Origin of the sequence: Streptomyces inhibens (assembly GCF_003389455.1) — a bacterium.
GTDB lineage: Bacteria > Actinomycetota > Actinomycetes > Streptomycetales > Streptomycetaceae > Streptomyces > Streptomyces inhibens.
Map to the genome: position 1 here is coordinate 15,822 of NZ_QUAC01000171.1, position 23,360 is coordinate 39,181.

27 protein-coding genes are annotated in these 23,360 nt (G+C 69.4%); 10 read left to right on the plus strand and 17 right to left on the minus strand.

Features of this window, described 5'->3' with window-relative positions:
* Positions 1 to 35 precede the first annotated feature (35 nt).
* From DY245_RS21665 to DY245_RS21680, 4 genes are all read right to left on the minus strand, one after another.
* A complete protein-coding gene (locus DY245_RS21665; protein WP_128508901.1) occupies positions 36 to 437 on the minus strand; it encodes a VOC family protein in 402 nt (133 codons plus the stop codon).
* The gene (locus DY245_RS21670; protein WP_128508902.1) at positions 434 to 955 is read right to left on the minus strand and encodes a cupin domain-containing protein; all 522 of its coding nucleotides are present in this window, start codon (positions 953 to 955) and stop codon (positions 434 to 436) included. The genes DY245_RS21665 and DY245_RS21670 overlap by 4 nt, the downstream gene beginning before the upstream one ends.
* 47 nt (positions 956 to 1,002) lie before the next feature.
* A complete protein-coding gene (locus DY245_RS21675; RefSeq protein ID WP_128508903.1) occupies positions 1,003 to 2,247 on the minus strand; it encodes an MFS transporter in 1,245 nt (414 codons plus the stop codon).
* A 96-nt stretch (positions 2,248 to 2,343) separates the two neighbouring features.
* Complete coding sequence (locus DY245_RS21680) at positions 2,344 to 2,937, minus strand: malonic semialdehyde reductase (protein WP_128508904.1); 594 nt, start codon at positions 2,935 to 2,937, stop codon at positions 2,344 to 2,346.
* Between the two features lie 118 nt (positions 2,938 to 3,055).
* Between DY245_RS21680 and DY245_RS21685 the strand changes: the two genes are divergently transcribed.
* Together DY245_RS21685 and DY245_RS21690 are read left to right on the plus strand one after the other, a co-directional pair.
* Positions 3,056 to 3,562 (plus strand): MarR family winged helix-turn-helix transcriptional regulator, encoded by a 507-nt coding sequence (locus DY245_RS21685; RefSeq protein WP_128508905.1) that lies wholly within the window; start codon positions 3,056 to 3,058, stop codon positions 3,560 to 3,562.
* A 194-nt stretch (positions 3,563 to 3,756) separates the two neighbouring features.
* The gene (locus DY245_RS21690; protein ID WP_128508906.1) at positions 3,757 to 4,023 is read left to right on the plus strand and encodes a hypothetical protein; all 267 of its coding nucleotides are present in this window, start codon (positions 3,757 to 3,759) and stop codon (positions 4,021 to 4,023) included.
* A 79-nt stretch (positions 4,024 to 4,102) separates the two neighbouring features.
* Here the strand turns inward: DY245_RS21690 and DY245_RS21695 are convergent, their stop codons facing one another.
* The gene (locus tag DY245_RS21695) at positions 4,103 to 4,807 is read right to left on the minus strand and encodes a TetR/AcrR family transcriptional regulator (protein WP_244943183.1); all 705 of its coding nucleotides are present in this window, start codon (positions 4,805 to 4,807) and stop codon (positions 4,103 to 4,105) included.
* A gap of 162 nt (positions 4,808 to 4,969) precedes the next feature.
* Between DY245_RS21695 and DY245_RS21700 the strand changes: the two genes are divergently transcribed.
* Complete coding sequence (locus DY245_RS21700; RefSeq protein ID WP_128508907.1) at positions 4,970 to 5,851, plus strand: alpha/beta fold hydrolase; 882 nt, start codon at positions 4,970 to 4,972, stop codon at positions 5,849 to 5,851.
* A gap of 95 nt (positions 5,852 to 5,946) precedes the next feature.
* Here DY245_RS21700 and DY245_RS21705 read toward each other — a convergent pair whose 3' ends face one another.
* The 5 genes from DY245_RS21705 to DY245_RS21725 all read right to left on the minus strand — a co-directional run bounded on the left by DY245_RS21705 (position 5,947) and on the right by DY245_RS21725 (position 10,561).
* Positions 5,947 to 7,317, minus strand: coding sequence for a dicarboxylate/amino acid:cation symporter (locus DY245_RS21705; protein ID WP_128508908.1), 1,371 nt, complete (start codon positions 7,315 to 7,317; stop codon positions 5,947 to 5,949).
* Positions 7,318 to 7,731: 414 nt separating this feature from the next.
* Positions 7,732 to 8,022, minus strand: coding sequence for a DUF4229 domain-containing protein (locus DY245_RS21710; RefSeq protein ID WP_128508909.1), 291 nt, complete (start codon positions 8,020 to 8,022; stop codon positions 7,732 to 7,734).
* A 144-nt stretch (positions 8,023 to 8,166) separates the two neighbouring features.
* Complete coding sequence (locus tag DY245_RS21715; protein ID WP_128508910.1) at positions 8,167 to 8,691, minus strand: GNAT family N-acetyltransferase; 525 nt, start codon at positions 8,689 to 8,691, stop codon at positions 8,167 to 8,169.
* Between the two features lie 44 nt (positions 8,692 to 8,735).
* Positions 8,736 to 9,899, minus strand: coding sequence for an aminofutalosine synthase MqnE (gene mqnE / locus DY245_RS21720; RefSeq protein WP_128508933.1), 1,164 nt, complete (start codon positions 9,897 to 9,899; stop codon positions 8,736 to 8,738).
* 203 nt (positions 9,900 to 10,102) lie between these two features.
* Positions 10,103 to 10,561 (minus strand): Lrp/AsnC family transcriptional regulator, encoded by a 459-nt coding sequence (locus tag DY245_RS21725; protein ID WP_128508911.1) that lies wholly within the window; start codon positions 10,559 to 10,561, stop codon positions 10,103 to 10,105.
* Positions 10,562 to 10,682: 121 nt separating this feature from the next.
* On the opposite strand from DY245_RS21725, the gene DY245_RS47550 reads away from it, so the two are divergent.
* Positions 10,683 to 10,814, plus strand: a complete 132-nt coding sequence (locus tag DY245_RS47550; protein WP_280524989.1) for a hypothetical protein — start codon at positions 10,683 to 10,685, stop codon at positions 10,812 to 10,814.
* Here the strand turns inward: DY245_RS47550 and DY245_RS21730 are convergent.
* Positions 10,811 to 11,542, minus strand: a complete 732-nt coding sequence (locus DY245_RS21730; RefSeq protein WP_128508912.1) for a UbiX family flavin prenyltransferase — start codon at positions 11,540 to 11,542, stop codon at positions 10,811 to 10,813. The genes DY245_RS47550 and DY245_RS21730 overlap by 4 nt on opposite strands.
* A 133-nt stretch (positions 11,543 to 11,675) precedes the next feature.
* Here DY245_RS21730 and DY245_RS21735 point away from each other — a divergent pair, with 133 nt between their 5' ends.
* Together DY245_RS21735 and DY245_RS21740 are read left to right on the plus strand one after the other, a co-directional pair.
* Complete coding sequence (locus tag DY245_RS21735) at positions 11,676 to 12,269, plus strand: rhomboid family intramembrane serine protease (RefSeq protein WP_128508913.1); 594 nt, start codon at positions 11,676 to 11,678, stop codon at positions 12,267 to 12,269.
* Positions 12,270 to 12,318: 49 nt separating this feature from the next.
* Complete coding sequence (locus tag DY245_RS21740; RefSeq protein WP_128508914.1) at positions 12,319 to 12,918, plus strand: DUF4870 domain-containing protein; 600 nt, start codon at positions 12,319 to 12,321, stop codon at positions 12,916 to 12,918.
* A gap of 199 nt (positions 12,919 to 13,117) precedes the next feature.
* Here DY245_RS21740 and mqnP read toward each other — a convergent pair whose 3' ends face one another.
* Positions 13,118 to 14,020, minus strand: coding sequence for a menaquinone biosynthesis prenyltransferase MqnP (gene mqnP, locus DY245_RS21745; RefSeq protein WP_128508915.1), 903 nt, complete (start codon positions 14,018 to 14,020; stop codon positions 13,118 to 13,120).
* Positions 14,017 to 15,477: a menaquinone biosynthesis decarboxylase gene (locus tag DY245_RS21750; RefSeq protein ID WP_128508916.1), complete on the minus strand. Its 1,461-nt coding sequence runs from the start codon at positions 15,475 to 15,477 to the stop codon at positions 14,017 to 14,019. The genes mqnP and DY245_RS21750 overlap by 4 nt, the downstream gene beginning before the upstream one ends.
* Before the next feature lie 88 nt (positions 15,478 to 15,565).
* Here DY245_RS21750 and DY245_RS21755 point away from each other — a divergent pair, with 88 nt between their 5' ends.
* From DY245_RS21755 to DY245_RS21770, 4 genes are all read left to right on the plus strand, one after another.
* Complete coding sequence (locus DY245_RS21755; protein WP_128508917.1) at positions 15,566 to 15,994, plus strand: PLD nuclease N-terminal domain-containing protein; 429 nt, start codon at positions 15,566 to 15,568, stop codon at positions 15,992 to 15,994.
* 90 nt (positions 15,995 to 16,084) lie between these two features.
* On the plus strand, positions 16,085 to 16,630 hold the full coding sequence (locus DY245_RS21760) for a nucleoside deaminase (protein ID WP_342354208.1): 546 nt from the start codon (positions 16,085 to 16,087) through the stop codon (positions 16,628 to 16,630).
* Between the two features lie 77 nt (positions 16,631 to 16,707).
* Positions 16,708 to 17,334, plus strand: coding sequence for a DUF4291 domain-containing protein (locus DY245_RS21765; RefSeq protein ID WP_128508918.1), 627 nt, complete (start codon positions 16,708 to 16,710; stop codon positions 17,332 to 17,334).
* A gap of 212 nt (positions 17,335 to 17,546) precedes the next feature.
* A complete protein-coding gene (locus tag DY245_RS21770) occupies positions 17,547 to 18,974 on the plus strand; it encodes an alkaline phosphatase family protein (RefSeq protein WP_128508919.1) in 1,428 nt (475 codons plus the stop codon).
* A 109-nt stretch (positions 18,975 to 19,083) separates the two neighbouring features.
* On the opposite strand, the gene ccsB is transcribed toward DY245_RS21770, so the two are convergent.
* From ccsB to DY245_RS21790, 4 genes are read right to left on the minus strand one after another with little or no spacing between them, the layout of a single operon-like run.
* Entirely contained in the window at positions 19,084 to 20,166 is a 1,083-nt protein-coding gene (gene ccsB / locus DY245_RS21775) for a c-type cytochrome biogenesis protein CcsB (RefSeq protein ID WP_128508920.1), read from the minus strand.
* The gene (gene resB, locus DY245_RS21780) at positions 20,163 to 21,938 is read right to left on the minus strand and encodes a cytochrome c biogenesis protein ResB (RefSeq protein ID WP_128508921.1); all 1,776 of its coding nucleotides are present in this window, start codon (positions 21,936 to 21,938) and stop codon (positions 20,163 to 20,165) included. Before resB ends, ccsB begins: the two co-directional genes overlap by 4 nt.
* Positions 21,939 to 21,941: 3 nt before the next feature.
* Positions 21,942 to 22,709, minus strand: coding sequence for a cytochrome c biogenesis CcdA family protein (locus DY245_RS21785; protein ID WP_128508922.1), 768 nt, complete (start codon positions 22,707 to 22,709; stop codon positions 21,942 to 21,944).
* 11 nt (positions 22,710 to 22,720) lie between these two features.
* Positions 22,721 to 23,335, minus strand: coding sequence for a TlpA family protein disulfide reductase (locus tag DY245_RS21790; RefSeq protein ID WP_128508923.1), 615 nt, complete (start codon positions 23,333 to 23,335; stop codon positions 22,721 to 22,723).
* Positions 23,336 to 23,360: the final 25 nt, after the last annotated feature.

The window sequence follows — 23,360 nt, forward strand, 5'->3', positions numbered from 1 at the left end:
GAGCGAGTCCGCCGTGCCGCTGTGAAGCCGCGGGTTCAGATGCTCCAGTTGCGTGAGCACAGGACGAGCAGGTACCCGTCAGGGTCGGCGACGGTCACGCCGTACTTGTCCCAGTAGGGGTTGTGCGCGGGAACCCTGGTGCCCCCATTGACCTCCAGGCGGTCGACCAGGGCTTGGTCGACCGGGGCGCCGAGGTAGACGACGAACAGGTCGTCCACTGTCGGGGTGGGTTCGAGCGGCTGTTCGGGGTCATGCGTGAGTTCGAAGTGCCAGGCGGCGCCCGGCGGGCCGACCATCAGGAGGTCGTGCTCACCCGTGACTCGCTCAGTGGAGCGCCACAGGATGTCCAGGCCGAGACCGTCTACGTAGAAGCGCTCGGCGGCTGCGAGGTTCCGTGAGGGCCGGGCCACCCGGATCCGGGTCGTGGAGTCGATCACGTGGAACGCTCCAGGGCGGCGCGCCAGACCGGGCTGTCGACGTAGTGGTTGTCGAAGCGTTCCGAGGACTCGGCGATCTCCTTCGGGTCTGCCTCACCGCGCATCACCCGGCCGAGCAGGCGCAGGTAGTCGAACCTGCCCATGCCGGGGGTGAAGACGAACAGGACATCCGCCTCGCAGCCCGGGGCGGCCGCGAAGGCGTGCGGGGTGTGGGGCGGTACGGCGAGGAAGTCGCCTGCCTTGAGGACGGTGACTTCCTCGCCCACCAGGACCTGCAGGGCTCCGCTGATGACGAAGAAGAGTTCCGATGCCCGGGTGTGGAAGTGGGCGGGCGCCCCTATCGCGCCCTTGGCGAAGGTGGATCGGTAGCTCGTGCAGCCGCCTGCGGTGCCGTCCGAGTCGGCCAGCAGGGTCATCACGCTGCTCGGGTCGGCACAGGTCTCGGCGTCTGCATGGCGGGTCAGCATCGCCTCGAGCGGGGTCGTGGTCGCGGGCATGGTGGGCGTTTTTTCGTTCATGATCGTGATCCTAAGTGCGAGGGTGGGACAGGACTGGGCGAGGCGTGTCAGCCGCCCAGCGTGATCAGGGCTGCGATCGCTGGGCCGAAGGCACCGCCCAGCTGGTAGCAGAGGTTGAACAGGCCGATCGCTGTGGGGCGCTGAGTGGTCGGCGCGGCCTGGGTGGCGTATACGGCGAGCGTGGCCTGGCCAGCGCTCGTCGTGAAGACGGCCAGCGTCGCGACCAGCAGGAGCAGCGGCGCCCAGGGGGTCAGCACGGCGGTGAGCGGGGCCAGCGCTCCGACCGTGAGCAGGATCGTCAGGACCCGCGGGCGGCCCAGCCGGGCCGAGGCCGCGGCCAGCACCATGGAGAGCGCGGAGCCTGCGAGGAGAGCGACCAGCTGGCCGGTGCCGATCGTGGAGGTCGACCAGTCGGTACGGTCGCGCAGCAGCTGCGGGATGGTGAAGAGCAGCGTGAAATACGAGGTCGCGAAGGTGCAGGCGAGCAGGGCGGAGAGGGCGAAGGCCCGGGTGCGCAGCAGCGTTGCGGGGACGAAGCCCGTGGGGTTGGACCGGATGTGCAGGGCCAGTAGCACGGTCGTCAGCAGCGAGGCGGCCACCGCCGGGAGCGGGTAGCGCGGGATGAGTACCAGGGCCGTCGCCGTCAGGACCAGCAGGGCGGCGCCCCGGCCGTCGAAGGGGGTGGTCTGCTTGGGTGCGGACAGGTCGGCGCGGCGCATGACCGCCGGCAGGGCCAGGAGGGCGACCGCCCCAACGGCGAGGGACACCCGCCAGGAGGCCGTGCCCGCGATCGCCGAGCCGAGCAGCGGTCCGACCGCGCCCAGCGTCCCGAAGCCCGCCGTGATCACGCCCATTCGGCGGACCGAACCCGCCAGGCTCATCGCCGCGGTGACCAGGCCCGCGCCGCCCACCGCCTGGGCCGCCCGGCCTGCCATGGCCAGCGGCAGCCAGGGCGCCACGGCGACGACCGCGGTGCCGGCCACGATCAGGGCCGCGCTCAGCCGGAGCGTGTTGCCCAGGCCGCGGCGGCGCAGCAGGCCCGCCATCAGCGGGGTGCCGACGGCCATGGCCCAGGCGAAGACCGTGACGAGCCAGGTCGCCGTGGCCGTACGGACGCCGAGCGAGCCAGCCATGTCGGGCAGGATCAGGACCGGGCTGTTGGCGCTCGCGGCGACCGGGGTGGCCAGCAACGCCAGCCATGCAGACGGGACGTGGCGCGAAGCCGGCGTGGCGGGCGCGGTGGCGGGGGCCGGTGCCTGCGCGGCGTAGCGGGGGCGGGTGAGCAGAGACATGGCAGGCTCCGGAAGGTGAGGGGGTCGGCGTGGAGGGCTCAGGGAAGTCAGGAAGGCGGTTCAGGCAGGCCAAGCAGCTCACGCAGCTCAGGCGGCTCAGACCGTGGTGACGACCTCGTGGTAGGCGAGCCGCGGCGAGCGCGGGAACCAGGCGTCCGCTCCGGGGCGGCCGATGTTCACGACCATCAGAGGCGTGTGGTCGTCGTCCAGGAACTCCTTCTGCACACCCGGGAAGTCGAAGCCGGTCATCGGCCCCGCGGCCAGCCCCGCCGCGCGCACGCCGAGGATGAAGTACGCCGCCTGGAGCGTCGCGTTGAGCAGCGCGGACTCCTCGCGGACCGGGCGGTTGGCGAAGAAGAGGTCCTTGGCCCGTGGGAAGTGCGGGAGCAGCGCGGGGAGCTCCTCGTGGAACTCGTTGTCGGCGGCGAGGACCGCGATCAGCGGCGCGGCCGCAGTCTTACGCCGGTTCCCCTCGTCCATGAGGTCCACGAGCCGCTCGCGGGCCTCGTCGGAGCGGACCAGGACCACCCGCAGCGGCGACTGGTTGTAGGCGGTCGGGGCGTACTTGACCAGGTCGTAGATCGCCTGGACCTGGTCCTCGGTCACTGGCTCGGTGGTGAAGGTGTTGGCGGTGCGGGCCTGGCGGAAGAGGAGGTCCTGGGCGGTGGGGTGGAGAGCGAGCTCGGACATCGGGGGTGCTCCTGTCGTTCAGTCTTGATAATCTCAACGTTGAGATAAAAGCAGCTCGACTCTCTCAACGTCAAGTGTCTTAACGTTGAGAAGATGTCCATTGAGAGGAGTGACAGTGATGAGCGATGCCGTGGACGCGATCATCGGTCAGTGGGCCAAGGAGCGCCCCGACGTGGTGGAGGATCTCTGGCCGGTGCAGCTCTTCGGGCGGATCCAGCGGCTGGCCCGGGTGGTCGACAAGTCCGCCAGGGCCGCGGCCGCCGCACACGGCGTGGAGCACGGCGAGTTCGACGTGCTCACCACGCTGCAGCGCTCCGGGCCGCCCTACACCCTCACCGCCGGGGCCTTCCTCAAGGCATCCATGGTGACCTCCGGTGCGATCACCAACCGCATCGACAAGATGGAGGCCAAGGGCCTGGTCGAGCGAGTACGTGACGGCGACGACCGGCGCACCATCAAGATCCGCCTCACCGAACACGGACACGAGGTCACCCGGGCCGCCTTCGCCGACCATCTGGCGAACTACGCACAGCTGCTCGCCGACGTGGACCGCGACCTGGTCGACAAGACCGCCGAGGGCCTCCGCCAAGTGCTGGAGACCCTCGGCGACACCACCATCAAGTGATGGCTGTCCGAATGCACACGGTGGGCCGGATGTGATGGCCGTCGCACCCCGTTCGTGATGCCGCCAGTGCGCGGCGTCCGGCTAAGCCTCCACCTCGTACGTTTCGGGAGCCGCCGTCCAGGACGAGGTCGCCGGCGCGACCGGCGCCGCCTTGCCCAGATCCACCGCGAGCGACGCCGTCGCGGCATCCAGGTATGGAGCGCGAGTACATCCGCGACCGCACCCTCGAAGGCCACGAATCCGCCCGCAAACGCGGCAAGACCATCGGCGGCGCCGGCGTCACCGACGACTCCATGCCCATGGCCCTCCACCTGCGCGACCAGGAGATGAGCCTCCGCGACATCGCCAAGCGACTCGTCATCACCACGGGCGCAAAGAAGGGCCGGCACCCCTCACCCGCGACCGTCATGCGGATGCTGCGCGAACACGACGAACAGACCGTCACAGTCTCGGCCCCATAGACGGCCGCGTCAGACGATCAAGAACATTCCATGGCGGGTTTCTGGCGTATCCAGTTTCATGCCCCTAGCCAGAGCCGCATCACCCGACAGCGCCGGGTGGCCCCACCCGATCGACGAGTCCGCCCGGTGTCCATCGCGCCCCGCCCATCAACCGCCCGAGGCCCGCCCAGGCGAAGTTCATCATCGTGGCCGCCGTGTCCTTGGCCGAAGAGTGCTCCCACTCCCCCGAAGCACCTTCGTCCGTACGGGCGTTGGCCCATTCGGCGAGTGACTCGGCCGCGCCGATCAGGGCGTGCGCAACCCCCGCCACCTCCCGTTCGGCCAGCTCACCGGCGCAGCCCGCCTCCTTTGCCGCCGCGCCGATCAGATCCGTCACGAACTCCGCGATCTCCGCCCGCATCGCGGCGACTTCGCGCGCGAACGGCTCCCCGTGCGTCCGCGCCTGCTGATGCAGCACCGCCCAGCTGTCCGGATGCTCCGCGGTGTGCGAGAAGAAGCCCTTCAGCCCGCTCCACAGTCGCCGGTCGGCCGCCGCCCCGGGTTCGACCGCCGCCGTCAAGGCCGCCACCAGCGCCGCCGACTCCCGCCGGATCACCGCGCTGAACAGGTCCTCCTTCGAATTCAGGTAGAGGTAGACCAGCGGCTTGGAGACCCCGGCCACCTCGGCGATCTCGTCCATCGAGGCCGCCCGATAGCCACGCCGCGCGAACGTCAGCACCGCGGCGTCCAGCATCTGCTGCTCCCGGACGGCGCGCGGCACCCGCTTGCTCTTCACAGCTCCCACCCTGAATGTCCCTCCATCCCGCCCCTTTACTGCCGAGTAAGTTTACGATCTTCGCCTTCTACCCCTCTTTTCTTGACACGATCCCCGCCATGGCGAGACGATACGTCTCGTTACGTTGACGGACCGGCAGCCTGTGCCCGCACCCCCTCCGGAGGTCACCCCATGGAGCAGTTCATCGACGCCGCCCCCGGCATCCGCCTGTGGACCGAGCAGCGCGGCGCGGCCGACGCACCCCCGTTGCTGCTGATCATGGGCGCTCAGGCGACCGGCGTCGGCTGGCCGGAGCCGCTGGTCGATGCGCTGGCCGCGCACCACCGGGTCATCCGCTACGACCACCGCGACACCGGTCGCTCCACCTGGCCGTTCGACGAGCGGCCGTACCGGATCGCGGATCTCGCCGATGACGTGATCGCGGTCCTGGACGGGCTGGGCATCGGGCGGGCGCATATCGTCGGCATGTCATTGGGCGGCATGCTGGCCCAGATGATGCTCGCCGACCACCCCGACCGACTGCTCAGCGCCACTCTCATCGGCACCAGCGCCCTCAGCACCACCCCCTACACCACCCCCGACGGCAGCACGGTCCCGGTCGAGGCGCTCCCGGGCATCTCACCCGAGGTCCTGGAGCTGTGGGCCCGTCCGGTCGAGGATCATGGCCAGGCGGCCGAGGTGCAGCGCCGGATCGAACACTGGCGCGTACTCGCCGGTGACCAACTCCCCTTCGACGCCGACCACTTCCACGCCCTCGAACAGCGGGTCATCGCGCACACCGGCCACCACCGCACCGGCACCGCGCACGGTCGCGCCGACAACAGCGGCATGCTGCGCACCGACCAGCTCGCCAAGAACGAGGTGCCCACCCTCGTGGTCTCCGCGCCCGCCGAGCCGGTCTTCCCGCCGCCGCACCCCGAGCACCTCGCGCAGTGCGTCAACGGCGCGTATGTCGTCGAGATCCCGGGGATGGGGCATGCGCTGCCGCCCGCCGTACAGGGGCCGCTCGCCACGGCGATCCTGGCCCATACGGGGGCGACGGCGACGGGCTGAGGGGACGGCCGCCGCACGCCCCGGCGCACATACGACGGCGCCCCCACAGCCAGTACTCCAAGGCTGCGGGGGCGCCGTCGTGCGGTCGCTTCGGGTCAGCTCGCGGTGGCCGCGGCGGGGACCGGGGTGGCCTCCGGCGTGGCCGGCGTGCCGGCCTCGGTGTCGCCGATGCGGATGCTGGTCGCGCTCGCGTAGGCGTCGCGGTCCAGGATCTTCTCCTTGGCGGAGACCAGGATCGGGATGACCGCCTGGCCGGCGACGTTGGTGGCCGTACGCATCATGTCCAGGATCGGGTCGATGGCCATCAGCAGGCCGACGCCCTCCAGGGGGAGACCCAGCGTGGAGAGGGTCAGCGTCAGCATGACCGTCGCGCCGGTCAGACCGGCGGTGGCGGCGGAGCCGATGACGGAGACGAAGGCGATCAGGATGTAGTCGCCGATGCCGAGGTGGACGTCGAAGATCTGGGCGATGAAGATCGCGGCGATCGCCGGGTAGATCGAGGCGCAGCCGTCCATCTTGGTCGTCGAGCCGAACGGCACCGCGAAGGAGGCGTACTCACGCGGCACGCCGAGGCGCTCGGTGACCTTCTGGGTGACCGGCATGGTGCCGACCGAGGAGCGGGAGACGAAGGCCAGCTGGATGGCGGGCCAGGCGCCGCGGAAGAACTGGAGCGGGTTGACCTTGGCGACGGTCGACAGCAGCAGCGGGTAGACGCCGAAGAGGACGATCGCGCAGCCGACGTAGATGTCGACGGTGAAGGTCGCGTACTTGCCGATCAGGTTCCAGCCGTACGTCGCGATGGCGTTGCCGATGAGGCCGACGGTGCCGATGGGGGCGAGGCGGATGACCCACCACAGGGCCTTCTGGAGCAGTTCGAGGACCGAGCGGCTGACCTTGAGGACCGGCTCGGCCTTCTCGCCGAGCTGGAGGGCGGCGATACCGGCGACGGCCGCCATGAAGACGATCTGCAGGACGTTGAGCTCGGTGAACGGCGTGATGATGTCGGTGGGGACGATGCCGGTCAGGAAGTCGATCCAGGAGCCCGCGTGGTCGGGGAGCTTGCCGTCCTTGGGGGTCAGGCCGGTGCCCGCGCCGGGGTGGGTGAGCAGGCCGATCGCCAGGCCGATCGCTACGGCGATCAGCGAGGTGGCCATGAACCACAGCAGGGTGCGGGTGGCGAGCCGGGCGGCGTTGTTGACCTGCCGCAGATTGGTGATCGACACCAGGATCGCGAAGAAGACCAGCGGGGCCACGGCCAGCTTCAGCAGCTGGACGAAGAGGTCGCCGATGTGCTCCAGCGTGGAGGTGAGCCAGCCGAGGTCACCGCTCTTGGCGATCCAGCCGAGCAGCACGCCCAGGGCGAGGCCGGCCAGGATCTGAACCCAGAACGGGACCTTGGGTATGCGGGAGGACTTGGGGGTCTGGGGGGCCTGTGAAGACTCGGCGGTCTCGGCAGACGTGGACAACGGACACACTCCGGGAACAGGTAAGACGTCGGGAAAACGGCGTAAGTGAGCGCCAGGAGGTCCGTGCTTCAGACAGGATCTCCGGCCGCTGGACGAGGTCAGTCAGCGGCGGCAACAGGCCGCGGACATACAGCGGCAAAGATCGACGTGCAGGCGCGCCACGAGCGGAACGCTCATGGGGAACGGGGGCGCGGCTGCGGTCTTCATGACAAGTACGTTAACACTTGAACTTTGAGGAACCCAAAGAAAATCTTTGGGATCTCCGGGGGTGGACAAGCGGAACCACGGCGGAACGCCCCGTCAACAACACGACAGGCGCCCGGCCGTGGAGCAAAGTCCACGGAACGGGCGCCTGTCGTGAGATGCGGCGACTGCGAGGCAGCTGTGAGGCGTCTTACATAAAGGTCTGAATCTTTAGAGCAGCCCGTCTTCCTGGCTGGCGTTGGCGGCGAGGCGCTCGCGCTGGCGGTCGACCTTGGCGACGATCTGCTCGGACATCGCGTCCCGCTGCTTGCGCAGCAGCACAAAGCTGAGCGGCGCGGAGATCACGATGGCGAGCAGCAGCATCCAGACGGTGTTGGCCGCGCCGACGGCGAGCGGAATGATCCGGAAGTAGGCCAGCACCCACACCACGGCGAAGCAGGCGACGAAAAGGCCGATGCGAAGGGCGGTGTAGCGGATCGTGGCGAACTTTGGGCTACTCACGGACGGGACCTTCTTCTCAACGGCAACCTAAAGGGTCGCCGTCCAGTCAAGCACAGCGCCTGGGCCGATCTTCCCGGCCCCCGGCACAGGCCCGGACCCGGCACTCCGGCGCAGCACATCGGCGCAGCTCAGCGGCCCGGCCGGTCAGCCCAGCTCCAGCCACATGGTGATGTCGTCGCGGAAATCGTCGTCGGCGACCTTGATCGCGCCGGGGACGCGGCCGACCTCTTTGTAGCCGCAGGCCTCGTAGAAGCGGCTGATGCCGGTGCCGCCCCGGCAGGTGAGCCGGATGCCGGTGATGCCGTCGAAGCCGCGGGCGGCGTCGGCGACCGCGGTCATCAGCCGGCGGCCGGTGCCCTGACCCTGGAGGGAAGGGTGGACCATGACGGCGTAGACCCATAGCCAGTGGTTCATCAGGCGGTGGCCGTTGAAGGTGAGGAACGCCGTCGCCAGGATCCGGCCGTCCTCGTCGCGGCCGACCAGCAGTCGCTCGCGGCCCTCGGCCATGGCCGTCAGATGCTTGAGCAGCTCGGGGCGTATGTCTTCCCGCGTCACCGGCGGGAGAAAGCCGACCGCGCCGCCGGCGTTGGAGACATCGGCCCACAACGCGCAGATGTCATCGCGGAGTTCGGGAGTGACGGAAGGGTCCAGGTCGAAACGCACGTTCATGACCCGGACCCTAACTCTCGCCACTGACAGCGCCGCTGATCAGGTCAGAGGCGCATCGGCTGGGGGGATTCGCGGCGCTCCGGGTCCGGGCCCGGGTACTCGCGGATGGCCTCGTAGCGGGTGTTGCGCTCGACGGGGCGGAAGCCGGCGTCGCGGATCAGCTCCAGCAGGTCGTCACGGGTCAGCTTGTTGGGCGTGCCGTAGTTGTCCGCATCGTGCGTGATCTTGTACTCGACGACCGAGCCGTCCATGTCGTCCGCGCCGTGCTGGAGGGCGAGCTGGGTGGTGTGCAGACCGTGCATCACCCAGAAGCACTTGACGTGCGGGACGTTGTCGAAGAGGAGGCGGGAGACCGCGAAGACCTTCAGGGCCTCGGCGCCGGTCGCCATGGTGGTGCGCGCCTGGAGCCGGTTGCGGACCTTGCCGTCCTTCATGTCGACGAAGTCGTGCTGGTAGCGCAGCGGGATGAAGACCTGGAAGCCGCCGGTCTCGTCCTGGAGTTCACGCAGCCGCAGCACGTGGTCGACGCGGTGGCGGGGCTCCTCGATGTGCCCGTAGAGCATCGTCGAGGGGGTCTTGAGGCCCTTTTCGTGGGCGAGGCGGTGGATGCGCGACCAGTCCTCCCAGTGGGTGGCGTGGTCGACGATGTGCTGCCGGACCTCCCAGTCGAAGATCTCGGCGCCGCCGCCGGTCAGCGACTCCAGGCCGGCGTCGATCAGCTCGTCGAGGATCTCGGAGGCGGACAGGCCCGAGATGGTCTCGAAGTGGTGGATCTCGGTGGCGGTGAAGGCCTTCAGGGAGACGTCCGGCAGGGCCTTCTTCAGCTCGCGCAGCGACCGCGGGTAGTAGCGCCACGGCAGGGTCGGGTGCAGGCCGTTGACGATGTGCAGCTCGGTGAGGTTCTCGTTCTCCATCGCCTTGGCGAGGCGGACGGCCTCCTCGATGCGCATCGTGTACGCGTCCTTCTCGCCCGGCTTGCGCTGGAAGGAGCAGTAGGCGCACGACGCGGTGCAGACATTCGTCATGTTGAGGTGACGGTTGACGTTGAAGTGGACGACGTCGCCGTTCTTGCGCGTACGCACCTCATGGGCGAGACCGCCCAGCCATGCCAGGTCGTCGGACTCGTAGAGGGCGATACCGTCCTCGCGGGTCAGCCGCTCCCCGGCGTGGACCTTCGCCTCCAGCTCGCGCTTGAGGCCCACATCCATCGACGCAGCCATCCGGTCGCCTCCCAGTCTCTGCCGTGTCGCCAGGCGTATCTCTAGACGTATCTCTAGACGTTTCCCTAGCCGTTTCGATGCGTAAAACGAGCTTTGCCGAGCCTACTCCCCCGTTATCGGGGCGGACGGAGCCCCCTGGTGCCGTCCCGTCCGCCCGTCCGCTTCCGTGTGACCGGCCGGCGTCCGGTGGCCTATTCGGCCTCTTCGGGCAGCTCGCCGACGCGGTTCTCCCACTTGGTGGAGAGCACGATCGTGGTGCGCGTACGGGAGACGCCCCTGGTGCCGGACAGCCGCCGGATGGTGCGCTCCAGGCCGTCCACATCGCCCACCCGCACCTTGAGCATGTACGAGTCCTCGCCGGCGATGAACCAGCAGTCCTCGATCTCGGCGAGGTCGCGCAGCCGGCGTGCGACGTCCTCGTGGTCGGCGGCGTCCGACAGGGAGATGCCGACCAGTGCGGTGACGCCGAGGCCGAGCGAGGCGGCGTCGACCGTCGCGCGGTACCCGGTGATCACACCGGCCGCTTCGAGGCGGTTGATCCGGTCCGTGACGCTGGGCCCGGAGAGGCCGACGAGCCGGCCGAGCTCCGCGTACGAGGCCCGGCCGTTCTCGCGAAGTGCCTGGATGAGCTGCCTATCCACCGCGTCCATGCCCTCAAGCCTTCCAATCTTTACGCATTTTCGGGTTCTGCATGTAGAATCTAAGGCATACAGGGCTTCAGCCCTGCGAATCTTTCAAGCGATCAAAGACGATCCCACAGGAGTTGTCACCGTGTACTCGATCGAGATGGCCTACGCCCGCATGCGCGAGCTGCAGGACCAGGCCAATCGTTCACGTGCCCACAAGCCCACGGAACCGCGGGCCCGGCGCCGCTTCGGCCGCGCCGCAGCGAAGAAGCGCTAGGGAGCGTCCGGGGCCTCCTCTTCCTTTTCCTTGGAGCCGCCCCGCAGCTCCCCCTCCCAGCGCCGGTACAGCCCGTGCGGCACCTCTGCCGCATCGAGCACCCGGCCGGCGACGAAATCCACCAGATCCTGGATGTGCGTCGCCCCCGCATAGAACGCCGGTGAGGCGGGCAGCACCACGGCGCCCGCCTCGTCCAGCGCCACCAGATGCTTCAGCGTCGGACCGTTGAGCGGCGTCTCGCGCACCGCGACCACCAGCCGCCGCCGCTCCTTGAGCGTCACGCTCGCCACCCGCTGCAGCAGATCCTTCGAGAGCCCGAGCGCCACCCCGGCCACACACGCCGTGCTCGCCGGGACGATCAGCATCCCCTTGACCGGGTACGAACCCGACGAGGGCCCGGCCGCCAGATCCCCGGCCGGCCAGTACCGCACCGCCGCCAGATCGGCCTCCGTCACCGCAAACGTCGCCGGTTTGCCGTCCGCTCCGCGCCCCAGCCATTCCCGCAGGTCGGCGCGCCAATGAGCGTCCCTGAACGCGATGCCGGTCTCGTCCAGCAGCGTCAGCCGCGACGCCCGGCTGACGATCAGATCCACCGCCTCCCCGGCGGCTAGCAGCCCGCGCACCACGGAGGCCGCATACGGCGTCCCGGACGCGCCGGAGATCCCTACGACCCACGGACGGCGTCGGCCGGGGTCCTGCTGACTGGTGTTGTTGTGCGGCGGCTCCACGCATCGAGCCTATCCGGCGGAACCGCGGACCCCGTCATGGCCGTTCTTACCTGTGCGCCCCTCGCGGAACCCGCCGAGGGCCACGCCACCGGGGAGCCACCGGGGACGGGACGACAAGAAGGGACGGCCGGAGATGAGCTCACGCGCGAAGCCCGCGATCTGCCTGATGCTGGGCTGGGTCGCGCTGCTCTGGCTGCTGGAGGGCGTCGACTTCGCCAGCGGGGGCGCCCTGGACACCTTCGGGATACAGCCGCGCGAGCCCGGCGAGCTGGTCGATGTGGTGCCCGCCGCCTTCATGCACTTCGGCTTCGGCCATCTGGCGGCCAACACCCTGCCGTTGCTGCTGCTCGGCTTTGTCGCCGCGCTGCGCAGCGGGGTACGCCGCTTCCTCGCCGTCGTCCTGCTGATCATCCTCGCCAGCGGCCTGGGCGTATGGCTGACCGCGGCACCGGGCAGCAACACCGCGGGCGCCTCCGGCGTCGTCTTCGGCCTCTTCGGCTATCTGCTGGTGCGCGGCTTCATCGAGCGCAAACTCCTCGACATCGGCATCGGCCTGACGGTCGGTGCGGTCTACGGCTCGATCCTGTGGGGCGCACTCCCGACGGACAGCGGGATCAGCTGGCAGGGGCATCTGTTCGGGCTGATCGGCGGAGTGCTGGCTGCCTTCGTCCTCCGCGAGCGCCCTCACGGCGCCACGGACCGAGCCACTGTCGGACCCGTCCCGTAGCCTCGAACAGAACGGGAGCGCTACGCAGTACACACGGGGTGAGCAGACCATGTCCGATTACCACCAGCCCGGATACGGGCCGTATGCCGGCGGACCGCAACAGCCGTACGGGCCACCGCAGCAAGGGTGGCAGCAGGCCACCCCGCCCGTCGACCACGGCAACGCCTATGGCTACGGCTACGGCTACACGCACGGCACCCCGCCGCCCGCGCCCTCGACGAGCTCCGCGATGTGGTCCCACCTCGGCGCGCTGCTGACCATCACCGCCGGCACGGCCATGTGCTGCGGCCTGGGCGCCTTCCTCGGCTGGATCTTCCCGATGTCCATCCGCGGCAACGAGCGCCACCGACACGACCCGTATGTCCGCCACCACGCCACCCAGGCGCTGAACTTCGGCATCACCCAGGCCATCATGGCCGCCCTCGGCGTGCTGCTGTACTTCGCCAGCGCCGTCATCTTCGCGACGGCCGCCACGGAGACCCAGCGCAACGGCGCCGGCCTGGCGGTCCCGTTGCTGACCGTGATCGGCATCATGGCCGCGTACGGCATAGCGGGCGTGGTCTGCTCGGTGATCGGCACGGTGAAGGCAACCCGCGGCGAGCTGTGGACCTACCCGCGGCTGATCGCCTGGCCGCTCAGCAAGGGCTGAACGGACCGAAAGGAATTGATTACTCTCCGTGGAACTGATTACTCTCCGTAATCGTTGCCGGAGTAGGAGGAGGCAGCGCGCAAGGCCCGCGGGGCGTGAGACCGACAGCCCGCGGAGCCGTCGGACCGACAGTCCGCGGAATCGTCGGACCGACAGCACACGGAGCCGACAGCCCGCGGAGCCGACAGCCCCGGAGCCGTCAGACCGACAGCCCGCGCACCAGCAGATCCAGCAGCGCGCAGACGAAGAGCGCGATCCCGATGAACCCGTTGACCTGGAAGAAGGCCCGGTTCAGCCGGGTCAGATCGTGCGGCTTCACGATCGTGTGCTCGTACAGGAAGGCCGCCGCCACGATCACCAGCCCCAGCCAGAAGAACACACCCGCGCCGGTCGCCAGGGCGTACCACACGAAGAGCGCCGTCGTGACGAGGTGACAGCCGCGGGCGCCCCAGATCGCGGCCGGGATCCCGAAACGGGCCGGGACCGACAGCACGCCGACCTCGCGGTCCGTCTCCACGTCCTGGCAGGCGTAGATCAGGTCGAAGCCGCCGATCCAGATGCCGACCGCGAGGCCGAGGATCACCGCCTCCCAGGACCAGGACCCGGTGATCGCGAGCCACGCGCCGATCGGGCCCATCGCCTGGGCGAGGCCGAGGATCGCCTGCGGGAAGTTCGTGAACCGTTTGCCGTACGGATAGACCACCATCGGCACCACCGCGAGGGGCGCGAGCGCCAGGCACAGGGGGTTCAACAGTGCTGCCGCGCCGAGGAAGATGACGAGCGCAATCAGCGCGCCCGTCCACGCCGACTTCACCGACACCGCGCCGGTGACCAGTTCCCGGTGCGCGGTGCGCGGGTTACGGGCATCGATCTCGCGGTCGATGATCCGGTTCGCGGCCATCGCGAACGTCCGCAGGCCGACCATGGCGATGGTGACGAGGAGCAGCCGGCTCCAGTGGATGTGCCGGTCCCACTCGTACATGGCGGTCAGGGACGCGATGTAGGCGAAGGGCAGCGCGAAGACCGAGTGCTCGATCATCACGAGGCGCAGGAAGGCCTTGGTGCGGCCCGGCTGCGGGACTGCTGCGGATGCGCTGCTCACGAGAGGCCGTACTCCTTCCAGCGGCGGTCGACCTTCTCCGCCGTCCCCGGGTCGGACTCGACCATGTCGGGCCAGCCCCCGTCTCTGGTGTAGCCCTCCTCGGGCCACTTCTTCGTCGCGTCGATGCCCGCCTTGCCGCCCCAGAACTGCTGGTAGGAGGCGTGGTCGAGATGGTCGACGGGGCCTTCGACGACGGTGAGGTCGCGGGCGTAGTCGGTGTTGCCGAGCGCGCGCCAGGAGACCTCGTGGAGGTTGTGGACGTCGCAGTCCGCGTCCACGACCACGACCAGTTTGGTCAGCGACATCATGTGCGCGCCCCAGATGGCGTGCATGACCTTCTGTGCGTGCTTGGGGTACTTCTTGTCGATCGAGACGATCGCGCAGTTGTGGAAGCCGCCGGACTCGGGGAGGTGGTAGTCCACGATGTCCGGGACGATGATCTTGAGGAGCGGGAGGAAGAACCGCTCCGTCGCCCGCCCCAGCGGCCCGTCCTCCGTCGGCGGGCGGCCGACCACGATCGACTGCAGCAGCGGCCGCTTACGCATCGTCACACAGTCGATGGTCAGCGCCGGGAACGGCTCCTGCGGCGTGTAGAAGCCGGTGTGGTCGCCGAACGGACCCTCCGGGAGCATCTCGCCGGGCTCCAGCCAGCCCTCGATGACGACCTCGGCGTTGGCCGGGACCTGGAGCGGCACGGTCTTGCAGTCGACCATCTCGATCCGCTTGCCCTGGAGGAAGCCCGCGAAGAGGTACTCGTCGATGTCACCGGGCAGCGGCGCGGTCGAGGCGTACGTCACGGCCGGCGGACAGCCGAAGGCGATGGCGACCGGCAGCCTCTCACCGCGCTTGGCGGCGACCTGGTAGTGGTTGCGGCTGTCCTTGTGGATCTGCCAGTGCATGCCGATGGTGCGCTTGTCGTGGCGCTGGAGGCGGTACAGGCCCAGGTTGCGCACGCCCGTCTCCGGGTGCTTGGTGTGCGTCAGACCCAGGTTGAAGAAGGAGCCGCCGTCCTTCGGCCAGGTGAACAGGGCCGGGAGCTGGTCGAGGTCGACCTCGTCGCCCTTGAGCACGACCTCCTGGACCGGCGCGCTCTCGCCCTTCACCTTCTTCGGCGGGACATGCGTCATATTGGCGAGCTTGCCGAACGCCTCGCGTACGCCGACGAAGCCCTGCGGCAGCTCCGGCTTGAGCAGGCCGCCGATCTTGCCGCTGATGTCCTCGTACGACTTCAGTCCCAGCGCCTTCAGGAGCCGGCGGTCGGTGCCGTAGACATTCATGGCGAGCGGCATCGCCGAGCCCTTGACGTTCTCGAAGAGCAGCGCCGGGCCACCGGACTTCTGCACCCGGTCCACGATCTCGCCGACTTCCAGATACGGGTCGACCTCGGCCTTGATGCGCTTGAGGTCGCCTTCCCGCTCAAGCGCGCGCAGGAACGAGCGAAGATCGTCGTAAGCCATGCGTTCCAGTATCGGGTACGCACTACCCTGGACGGGTCACCGGGCCCCGCAGAGGGCCCGCCGTCGCACGCAGGGGGCCCGTTCCACAATGCTCAGGTATCTGCCGTTCCTCTTGGTGCTGGCGCTGTGGATCTATGCGTTCATCGACTGCCTCAACACCCCCGAATCGCAGGTGCGCGGCCTGCCCAAGGTGGTGTGGGTGATCATCATCCTGCTCTTCGGCGAGGTGCTGATCGGCCCGATCGCCTGGCTCGTGGCGGGCAGGACCCGGCACCCGGCGACCGGCGGCGGCAGTACGCCCTCCGAGTGGCACCGCAACCACAGCACGAAGTTCGTCGCGCCGGACGACAACCCCGAGTTCCTCAGGTCCCTCAAGGAAGAGAACAAGAAGGACGAGGCCCTGCTCAAGGACTGGGAGGCCGATCTGCGCCGCCGCGAGGAGGAGCTGCGGCGCAAGGAGAGCAAGCAGGGCGACGCGAGCGGCCCGGACGACGCCCAGCCGCCGGCCAAGGGCTAGGAATCTCCCCCGCCCGCCACAGCGACCAGCCACGGCGGCGGGAGTCCGGCGGAACCGACGGCGGCGGTCATCACGGCGTACGGTGACCTCATGGACCGTACGCAGGACTGGGGTCAGGACCGCGACGAGTTCCGGCTGCACGGCGTCGTCGACGGCCACAGCGACCCGACCGGGCACCCGGACCATCTGCAGGAGCAGGCCCGCGCCATGCTGGCGACGGCGGTCGCCGAGGCGCGGGCCGGGCTCGCCGAGGGCGGCATCCCGATCGGCGCGGCGCTCTACGCGCCGGACGGCACCCTGCTCGGCCGCGGCCACAACCGCCGCGTCCAGGACGACGACCCCTCCCTGCACGCCGAGACCGCGGCCTTCCGCGCGGCCGGCCGGCAGCGCAGCTACCGCGGTACGACGATGGTCACCACCCTCTCCCCCTGCTGGTACTGCAGCGGTCTGGTGCGCCAGTTCGGCATCTCGCGGGTGGTGATCGGTGAGGCGCGGACCTTCCACGGCGGGCACGACTGGCTGGCCCGGCACGGCGTACGGATCGTGCTGCTGGACGACCCCGAGTGCGCGGCGATGATGCGGGACTTCATCGGGGCGCGGCCGGCGCTGTGGAGCGAGGACATCGGGGGCGAGTGAGCCGGCGGGCCCGTGTCGGCCCCGCCCGCGCGCAATTCGGTGGCTCGCCGCCCCGCCCTCCGCCAGGATGATCCGCCATGAGCACCAGCCCCATCGCCCCCGTACGCCCCACCGAACCCCACCGCCGCATCCGCGCCCTGCACACCGAACGGACCGTCACCGTCTATCAGGCGTATGCGCCCGCGCTGGGTGTCCCGGCCGCACGGGACGGGCGTTTCCCCGCTGCCTGGAAGCGGGAGCGGATGACGTGGATCAAGCCGTCGTTCCTGTGGATGATGTACCGCTGCGGCTGGGGCACCAAGGCCGACCAGGAGACCGTGCTCGCCGTCGAGATCGACCGGGACGGCTTCGACTGGGCGCTGCGGCACGCGTGTCTGTCGCACCACGACCCTGATGAGCACCCCGACCGTGCTGTCTGGCAGCGGCAGTTGAAGGGTTCGCCGGCGCGGGTGCAGTGGGATCCCGAACGTGATCTGCGGTTGCAGTCGCTGCCGTACCGCTCGTTGCAACTGGGGCTGGCGGGTGAGGCGTCGCGGCGGTACGCGGACGAGTGGACGGTGGCCATCAGGGATGTCACGCCGCTGGCCCATGAGATCCATGCGCTGGTGCGCTCGGGGGATACCGCGGCGGCCGCCGCGCTGCTGCCCGAGGAGCGCCCCTACCCGGCACCCGAGGGAACTCCGGGCATCGGTCGCGTGTCCTGACGGAGCTTCACAAACGCGTAGTGCGGGCGGTGCGCGGTCCGCCGGGGACTGCTTCGTGTGACGTACGAGACGTAGCACCGTCCGGCCAACTCTCGGTCGTTCACGGCCATTTGATGCATCGTTCAGCTACCTCCCCCTGCCCGGGAAACTCTCCCGCCGCCACAGTCAGGTCGGCCCACTGAGGCTCACGCGACTCAGGGAGAGTGGCACATATGCCCGACATGACCCGACGCAGACTCCTCGGCTCCGCGGCCGGCGTGGTCGGCGGCGCCGCCGCGCTGTCACTGCTGCCGCCCAGCGTCCAACAGGCCGTCGCCGCCGGACCCGCACGTCACGGCTCACTGCACGACATCGAGCACGTCGTCATGCTCATGCAGGAGAACCGCTCGTTCGACCACTACTTCGGCACCCTGCGCGGCGTCCGTGGCTTCGCCGACCCGGACGCGCTCACGCTGCCGGACGGCCGGTCCGTCTTCCACCAGCCGGACGCGCAGAACCCGGACGGCTATCTGCTGCCGTTCCGGCTCAATACGCACACCTCCAGCGCGCAGGCCATCCCGTCCACCAGCCATGCCTGGTCCGTGCAGCACGAGGCGTGGAACGGCGGCAGGATGGACCGCTGGCTGCCCGCGCACCGCAAGGCCGACGGCGTCAACGGTCCGTATGTGATGGGCTATCACACCCGCGAGGACATCCCCTTCCAGTTCGCCCTCGCCGAGGCCTTCACCCTCTGCGACAACTACTTCTGTTCAGTCTTCGGCCCGACCTGGCCCAACCGGCTCTACTGGATGACCGGCACCCTCGACCCGGGCGGCACGCTGGGCGGTCCGGTGCTGAACAACACCGCGCCCAAGCCGTACCGCTGGACGACGTACGCGGAGCGCCTGGAGGCGGCGGGCATCAGCTGGAAGGTCTACCAGGAGGAGGACGACTACGGCTGCAATCTGCTGGAGCAGTTCCAGACCTTCCGGGACGCCCAGCCGGGCGAGCCGCTCTACGAGCGCGGGATGCGGCCGCAGCCGGCCGGCACGTTCGAGGACGACGCCCGGGGTGACCGGCTGCCGGCCGTCTCCTGGCTGATCCCCACCAGCCATCAGTCCGAGCACCCGGACTATCTGCCGGCCGCCGGCGCCGACTACGTCGCCCGGAAGATCGAGGCGATCGCGTCCAACCCGAAGGTGTGGGCCAAGACGGTCTTCATCCTCAACTACGACGAGAACGACGGCCTCTTCGACCATGTGCCGCCGCCGGTGCCGCCGCCGGGGACGAAGGACGAGTTCGTCCGGGGCCTGCCGATCGGCGGCGGTTTCCGGGTGCCGTGTCTGATCGTCTCGCCGTGGACGGTGGGCGGCTGGGCCGCCGGTGACCCCTTCGACCACACCTCGGTGCTGCAGTTCCTGGAGCGCTGGACGGGCGTCGAGGAGCCCAACATCAGCGACTGGCGACGGGCCGCGTTCGGCGATCTGACCTCCGCCTTCGGCTTCCGCCACACGGCGCGCCGGCCGCCGCGGCTGCCGGACGACACCGCCGAGAAGCTGGCCGAGGCGCGGTGGGAGGTGGCAAATCTGCCGAAGCCGACGCTGCCGGGCGCCGGCCAGTGGCCGCCGCGCCAGGAGCGCGGGCGGCGCAGGCGGCGTTGAGCGCGGCGGGGCCGGGCGCGCTTCTTTCTGGATACGACGGTGCCGTACGGGATCGGCCTCGCCAGGAGGCCGATCCCGTACGGCACGGTGGGCGCGCGACCGCGGCGGGTCAGACTCCCGCGTAGGAGTGGAGCCCCGTCACGAAGATGTTCACGCCGTAGTAGTTGAACAGGTAGCAGGCGAAGGCGATCAGGCCCAGCCAGGCGGCCTTGCGGCCCTTCCAGCCGGCCGTGGCGCGGGCGTGCAGATAGCCGGCGTAGGCGACCCAGGTGATGAAGGACCAGACCTCCTTGGGGTCCCAGCCCCAGTAGCGGCCCCAGGCGGCCTCGGCCCAGATGGCGCCCGCGATGATGGTGAACGTCCACAGCGGGAAGACCGTGGCGTTGATGCGGTAGGCGAACTTGTCCAGCGAGGCGGCCGAGGGCAGCCGCTCCAGCACGGACGTGGCGAAGGCGCCGGGCTGGTCGCCCGTCGGGTCGGCGAGCTTGGCCTCGTAGCGGTCGCGGAAGAGGAACAGCAGCGTGGCGACGGCGCCGAGGTAGAGCACCGCGCCGGAGATGATCGCGCAGCTGACGTGGATCCACAGCCAGTACGAGTGCAGCGCGGGCACCAGCTGGTCGCTGGCGGTGTAGAGCACCGTGACGGCCAGGCCGAGGTCGAGCAGGACGGTGGTGACCAGCGGCAGGCCGATCCAGCGGACGTTCTTCTTGAGCGTGAGCAGCAGCAGGTAGAAGCCGACCGCGACCGCGGCGAAGGTGGTGGAGAACTCGTACATGTTGCCCCAGGGGGCACGCTGTACGGACAGGGCGCGGGTGATGACGCCGCCCACGTGCAGCGCCCAGGCCAGGACGGTCAGCGAGACGGCGATCCGTCCGTAGAGGTCACCCTTCTCCGTACCGCCCGCGGCGCCCGGCCCGTCGGGGACCTCACGGCTGCCGGCGGCGGACTTGGTGATCACCTTCGGCCGCTCCAGTACGGCCGTGCCGCCCTTCTGCGCCACCACGGAGACCGTCGCGGGCGCCTTGACCTGGGCGGTCAGGGCGGCGGCGGTGCGGCCGACCTTGCTGCGGCTGCCGAACACCCACTCGGCCATGTGCGCGAGGAAGGCGAGCGTATAGACCGCCATTGCCGAATAGACCAGCAGATTGCTGTTGTGTGCCAGTGTCTCGTTGGCTGCGGCAGCGACGTTCACGCGCGCGCTCCTTCAGAGGGGTCAGCAGGTCCGTCAGAGTCAGTGGGCTCCGCGGGGTCTTGGGAGGGGGTGTCGGATTCGGTGCCGGGTGCGGCGTTCGGGGCGAGCGGGGCGTCGGGCTCCAGCGCCAGCGCGAGATCGGCGAGTTCCTCCGGCAGCCGGGCGGACTCGCTGCGGCCGAGGCCGGCCATCTCGACGACGGTGATGCCGATGCCGTTCTCCGTGACCCGTTCCGCCCGGATCCACACCCGGCGCCGCTGGATGAACAGCGAGCCGGCCAGGCCCAGCAGGGCGGCGACCGCGCCGGTCAGCGCGAGGCCGTTGCCCGGCTGGTGGGTGATCTTGAAGCTGGCCCAGTTCTTGATGCCGGTGAACTGGATGGAGCCGTCGCCGTTGGGCAGCTTCATCGTCTCGCCGGGCAGCATCATCTTGGCGAGCGGTGCGCCCTTGACCTTGTACTGCTTCAGGTTCTTCTTCTGCAGCTGGTAGACGCTCTGCGGCAGCCCGGAGTCGACGCCCAGATCACCGTGGTAGGCGGTCAGTGTCAGCACCGGATAGTCCAGGGCGGGGAACTGCGAGAACATCGAGCCGGAGCCCTTGCCGCCGAAGGTCGGCACGAAGAAGCCCTGGAAGCCGAGCTGATTGCGCTTGCCGTCCTTGGTCTGCGCGCCCGGCACCTTCACCACACCGGTCGAGGTGAAGTTCTTGGGGTCCTGCGGGAGGAAGGGCACCGCGCCCTTGTAGACGACCTTGCCGCGGCCGTCCTTGACGGTGACCTCGGGTGCGTAGCCGTGCGAGAGCAGGTAGACCTTCGAGCCCGCGATGTCGAGCGGGGTGTTCACCTCGATCGGGGTCTTGTGCTCCTTGCCGTCCGCGCCGGAGAAGTACGTGACATCGGCGCGGAAGACGCGCGGGGTGCCCTTTTGCGGTCCGGAGCGCTCGTAGGTCGCGACGAACTTGTTGAGGGTGAAGCCGAAGGGCTCCATGGTGTCGGTGTCGAAGAAGGCACCGGACTTGAAGTCGTCGTACTGGGTGAGGCTGTTGGCGAAGCCGTCGCCCTCGGTGATCAGCTTGCCGCCCTCGGACTTCCACAGGCTGCCGACGGCGAACGCCACCAGCATCACGATCAGCGCGATGTGGAAGACGAGGTTGCCGACCTCGCGCAGATAGCCCTTCTCGGCGGCGACCGCGGTGCCGGCGCGGTGGGCCCGGAACCGGCGCTTCTTCAGCATCCGCTCGGCCGCCGCGAGGACCTCGTCGGGGTCCGCGTCGGTGCGCCAGGTGGTGTACGCGGGCAGCCGGGTCAGCCGGCGCGGGGCGCCCGGCGGGCGGCCGCGCAGCTGGCCGACGAACTGCCAGCTGCGCGGCACGATGCAGCCGATCAGCGAGATGAACAGCAGCAGATAGATCGCCGAGAACCACACCGAGCTGTAGACGTGGAACATCCCGAGCTTGTCGTAGATGTCGCCGAGCGTGCTGTGTTCGACCTTGAACTGATCGACCTTGACCGGGTCGATGCTGGTCTGCGGGATCAGCGAGCCGGGGATCGCACCGATCGACAGCAGGAAGAGCAGCAGCAGCGCCACCCGCATCGAGGTCAGCTGCCGCCAGAACCAGCGCGCCCAGCCGAGCGGGCCGAGCGAGGGGAAGGTGACGTCTTCGGTGGGCGCGGTGGAGAGCTGGGATCCGGCCGCGCCGAGATCGCTGCCCGCGTCGGCCGCGGCCGCTGCGCCGGTGTCCGGGTCGCGGGGGGTGTCGGTCTTGGTGGACATCAATCAGATCCCAACGGTGAAGCTTTGCGTCCAGCTCTGGAGCTCGGACATCAGGCTGTCCCAGACGCCGGTGAGGAGGAGGAGGCCGAGCGCGACCATCATGCCGCCGCCGGCCCGCATCACCCACACGTAGTGCCGCTTGACCCAGCCGAACGCGCCGAGCACCCGGCGGAAGGCCAGTGCGACGGCGATGAACGGCAGGCCCAGGCCGAGGCAGTACGCCACGGTGAGCAGGGCACCGCGGGCGGCGCTGGCCTGGTAGAGGGAGAGGGTGTTGACGGCGGTGAGGGTGGGGCCCAGGCAGGGCGTCCAGCCGACGCCGAAGAGCACCCCGAGCACCGGCGCGCCGAGCAGCCCCATGGCGGGCTTCTTGTGGAAGCGCAGTTCGCGCTGTCCGAAGCGCTTGAGCACGCCCGCGAAGGCCAGCCCGAGCAGGATCATCAGCCCGCCGAGCACCCGCGAGATGGTGTCCTTGTACTCCTGCAGGTTCTGTCCGAAGAAGCCGAAGAGCGCGCCGCCGGAGACGAAGACCGCGGTGAAGCCGAGGACGAAGAGGGCGGCGCCGGCGAGCATCCGGCCGCGTTTGGCGTCGGCGAGGTCGGTGCCGGTGACGCCGGTCACATACGACATATAGCCGGGGACCAGCGGCAGGACGCAGGGTGAGAAGAAGGAGACCAGCCCGCCGAGCAGCGCGACGGGCACGGCGGCGAGCAGGGCGCCGGTCAGGACGGTCTGGTTTCCCGCGGCGGCGGCGAGCTGTCCGAGTTCCATCTCTGGCGCGATCACTTCTCGGCGATCAGCGGGGCGATCATCTTGCGCAGATCGTCCTCGGCGAGCGGGCCGATCGAGCGGGCGGCGATCTTGCCGTGCCGGTCGATGGCGATCGTGGAGGGGATCGACTGGGGGTTGAGGCTGCCCTTGGGGAAGCGCAGCATCAGCCGGCCGGTCGGGTCGAACAGGCTCGGGTAGGGCATCTTGTGCTCTTCCTCGAAGCTGGTGGCCTGCGACTTCTCGGCGTCACGGGTGTTGATCCCGACGAACTGGACGCCCTTGTTCTTGGTGTCGTTCGCGACCTTGGCGAAGTTCGGCGCCTCGGCGATGCAGGGGCCGCACCACGATCCCCAGACGTTGACGACGACGACCTTGCCCTTGTAGTCGGCGACGTCCAGCTTCTTGCCTGTGGTGGTCTCACCCGAGAGATCGGGCGCCGGCTGCCGTTCGTCCTTCTTGACGGTGTCGACACCGTTCTTGCCCTGGACGAACCGGGTCTGGGCCGAGCCGCCGGAGGCGCCGTCGCCGCAGGCGCTCAGCGTCAGTGCGGCGGCCGCGGCCCCTGCGGCGAGCAGGGTGATCCGGCGGCGGCTCGCGAGGCGGCGTGGGGCGCGGCAGGCACTCATGTGAAAAGTTTCGCATGGGCCATTT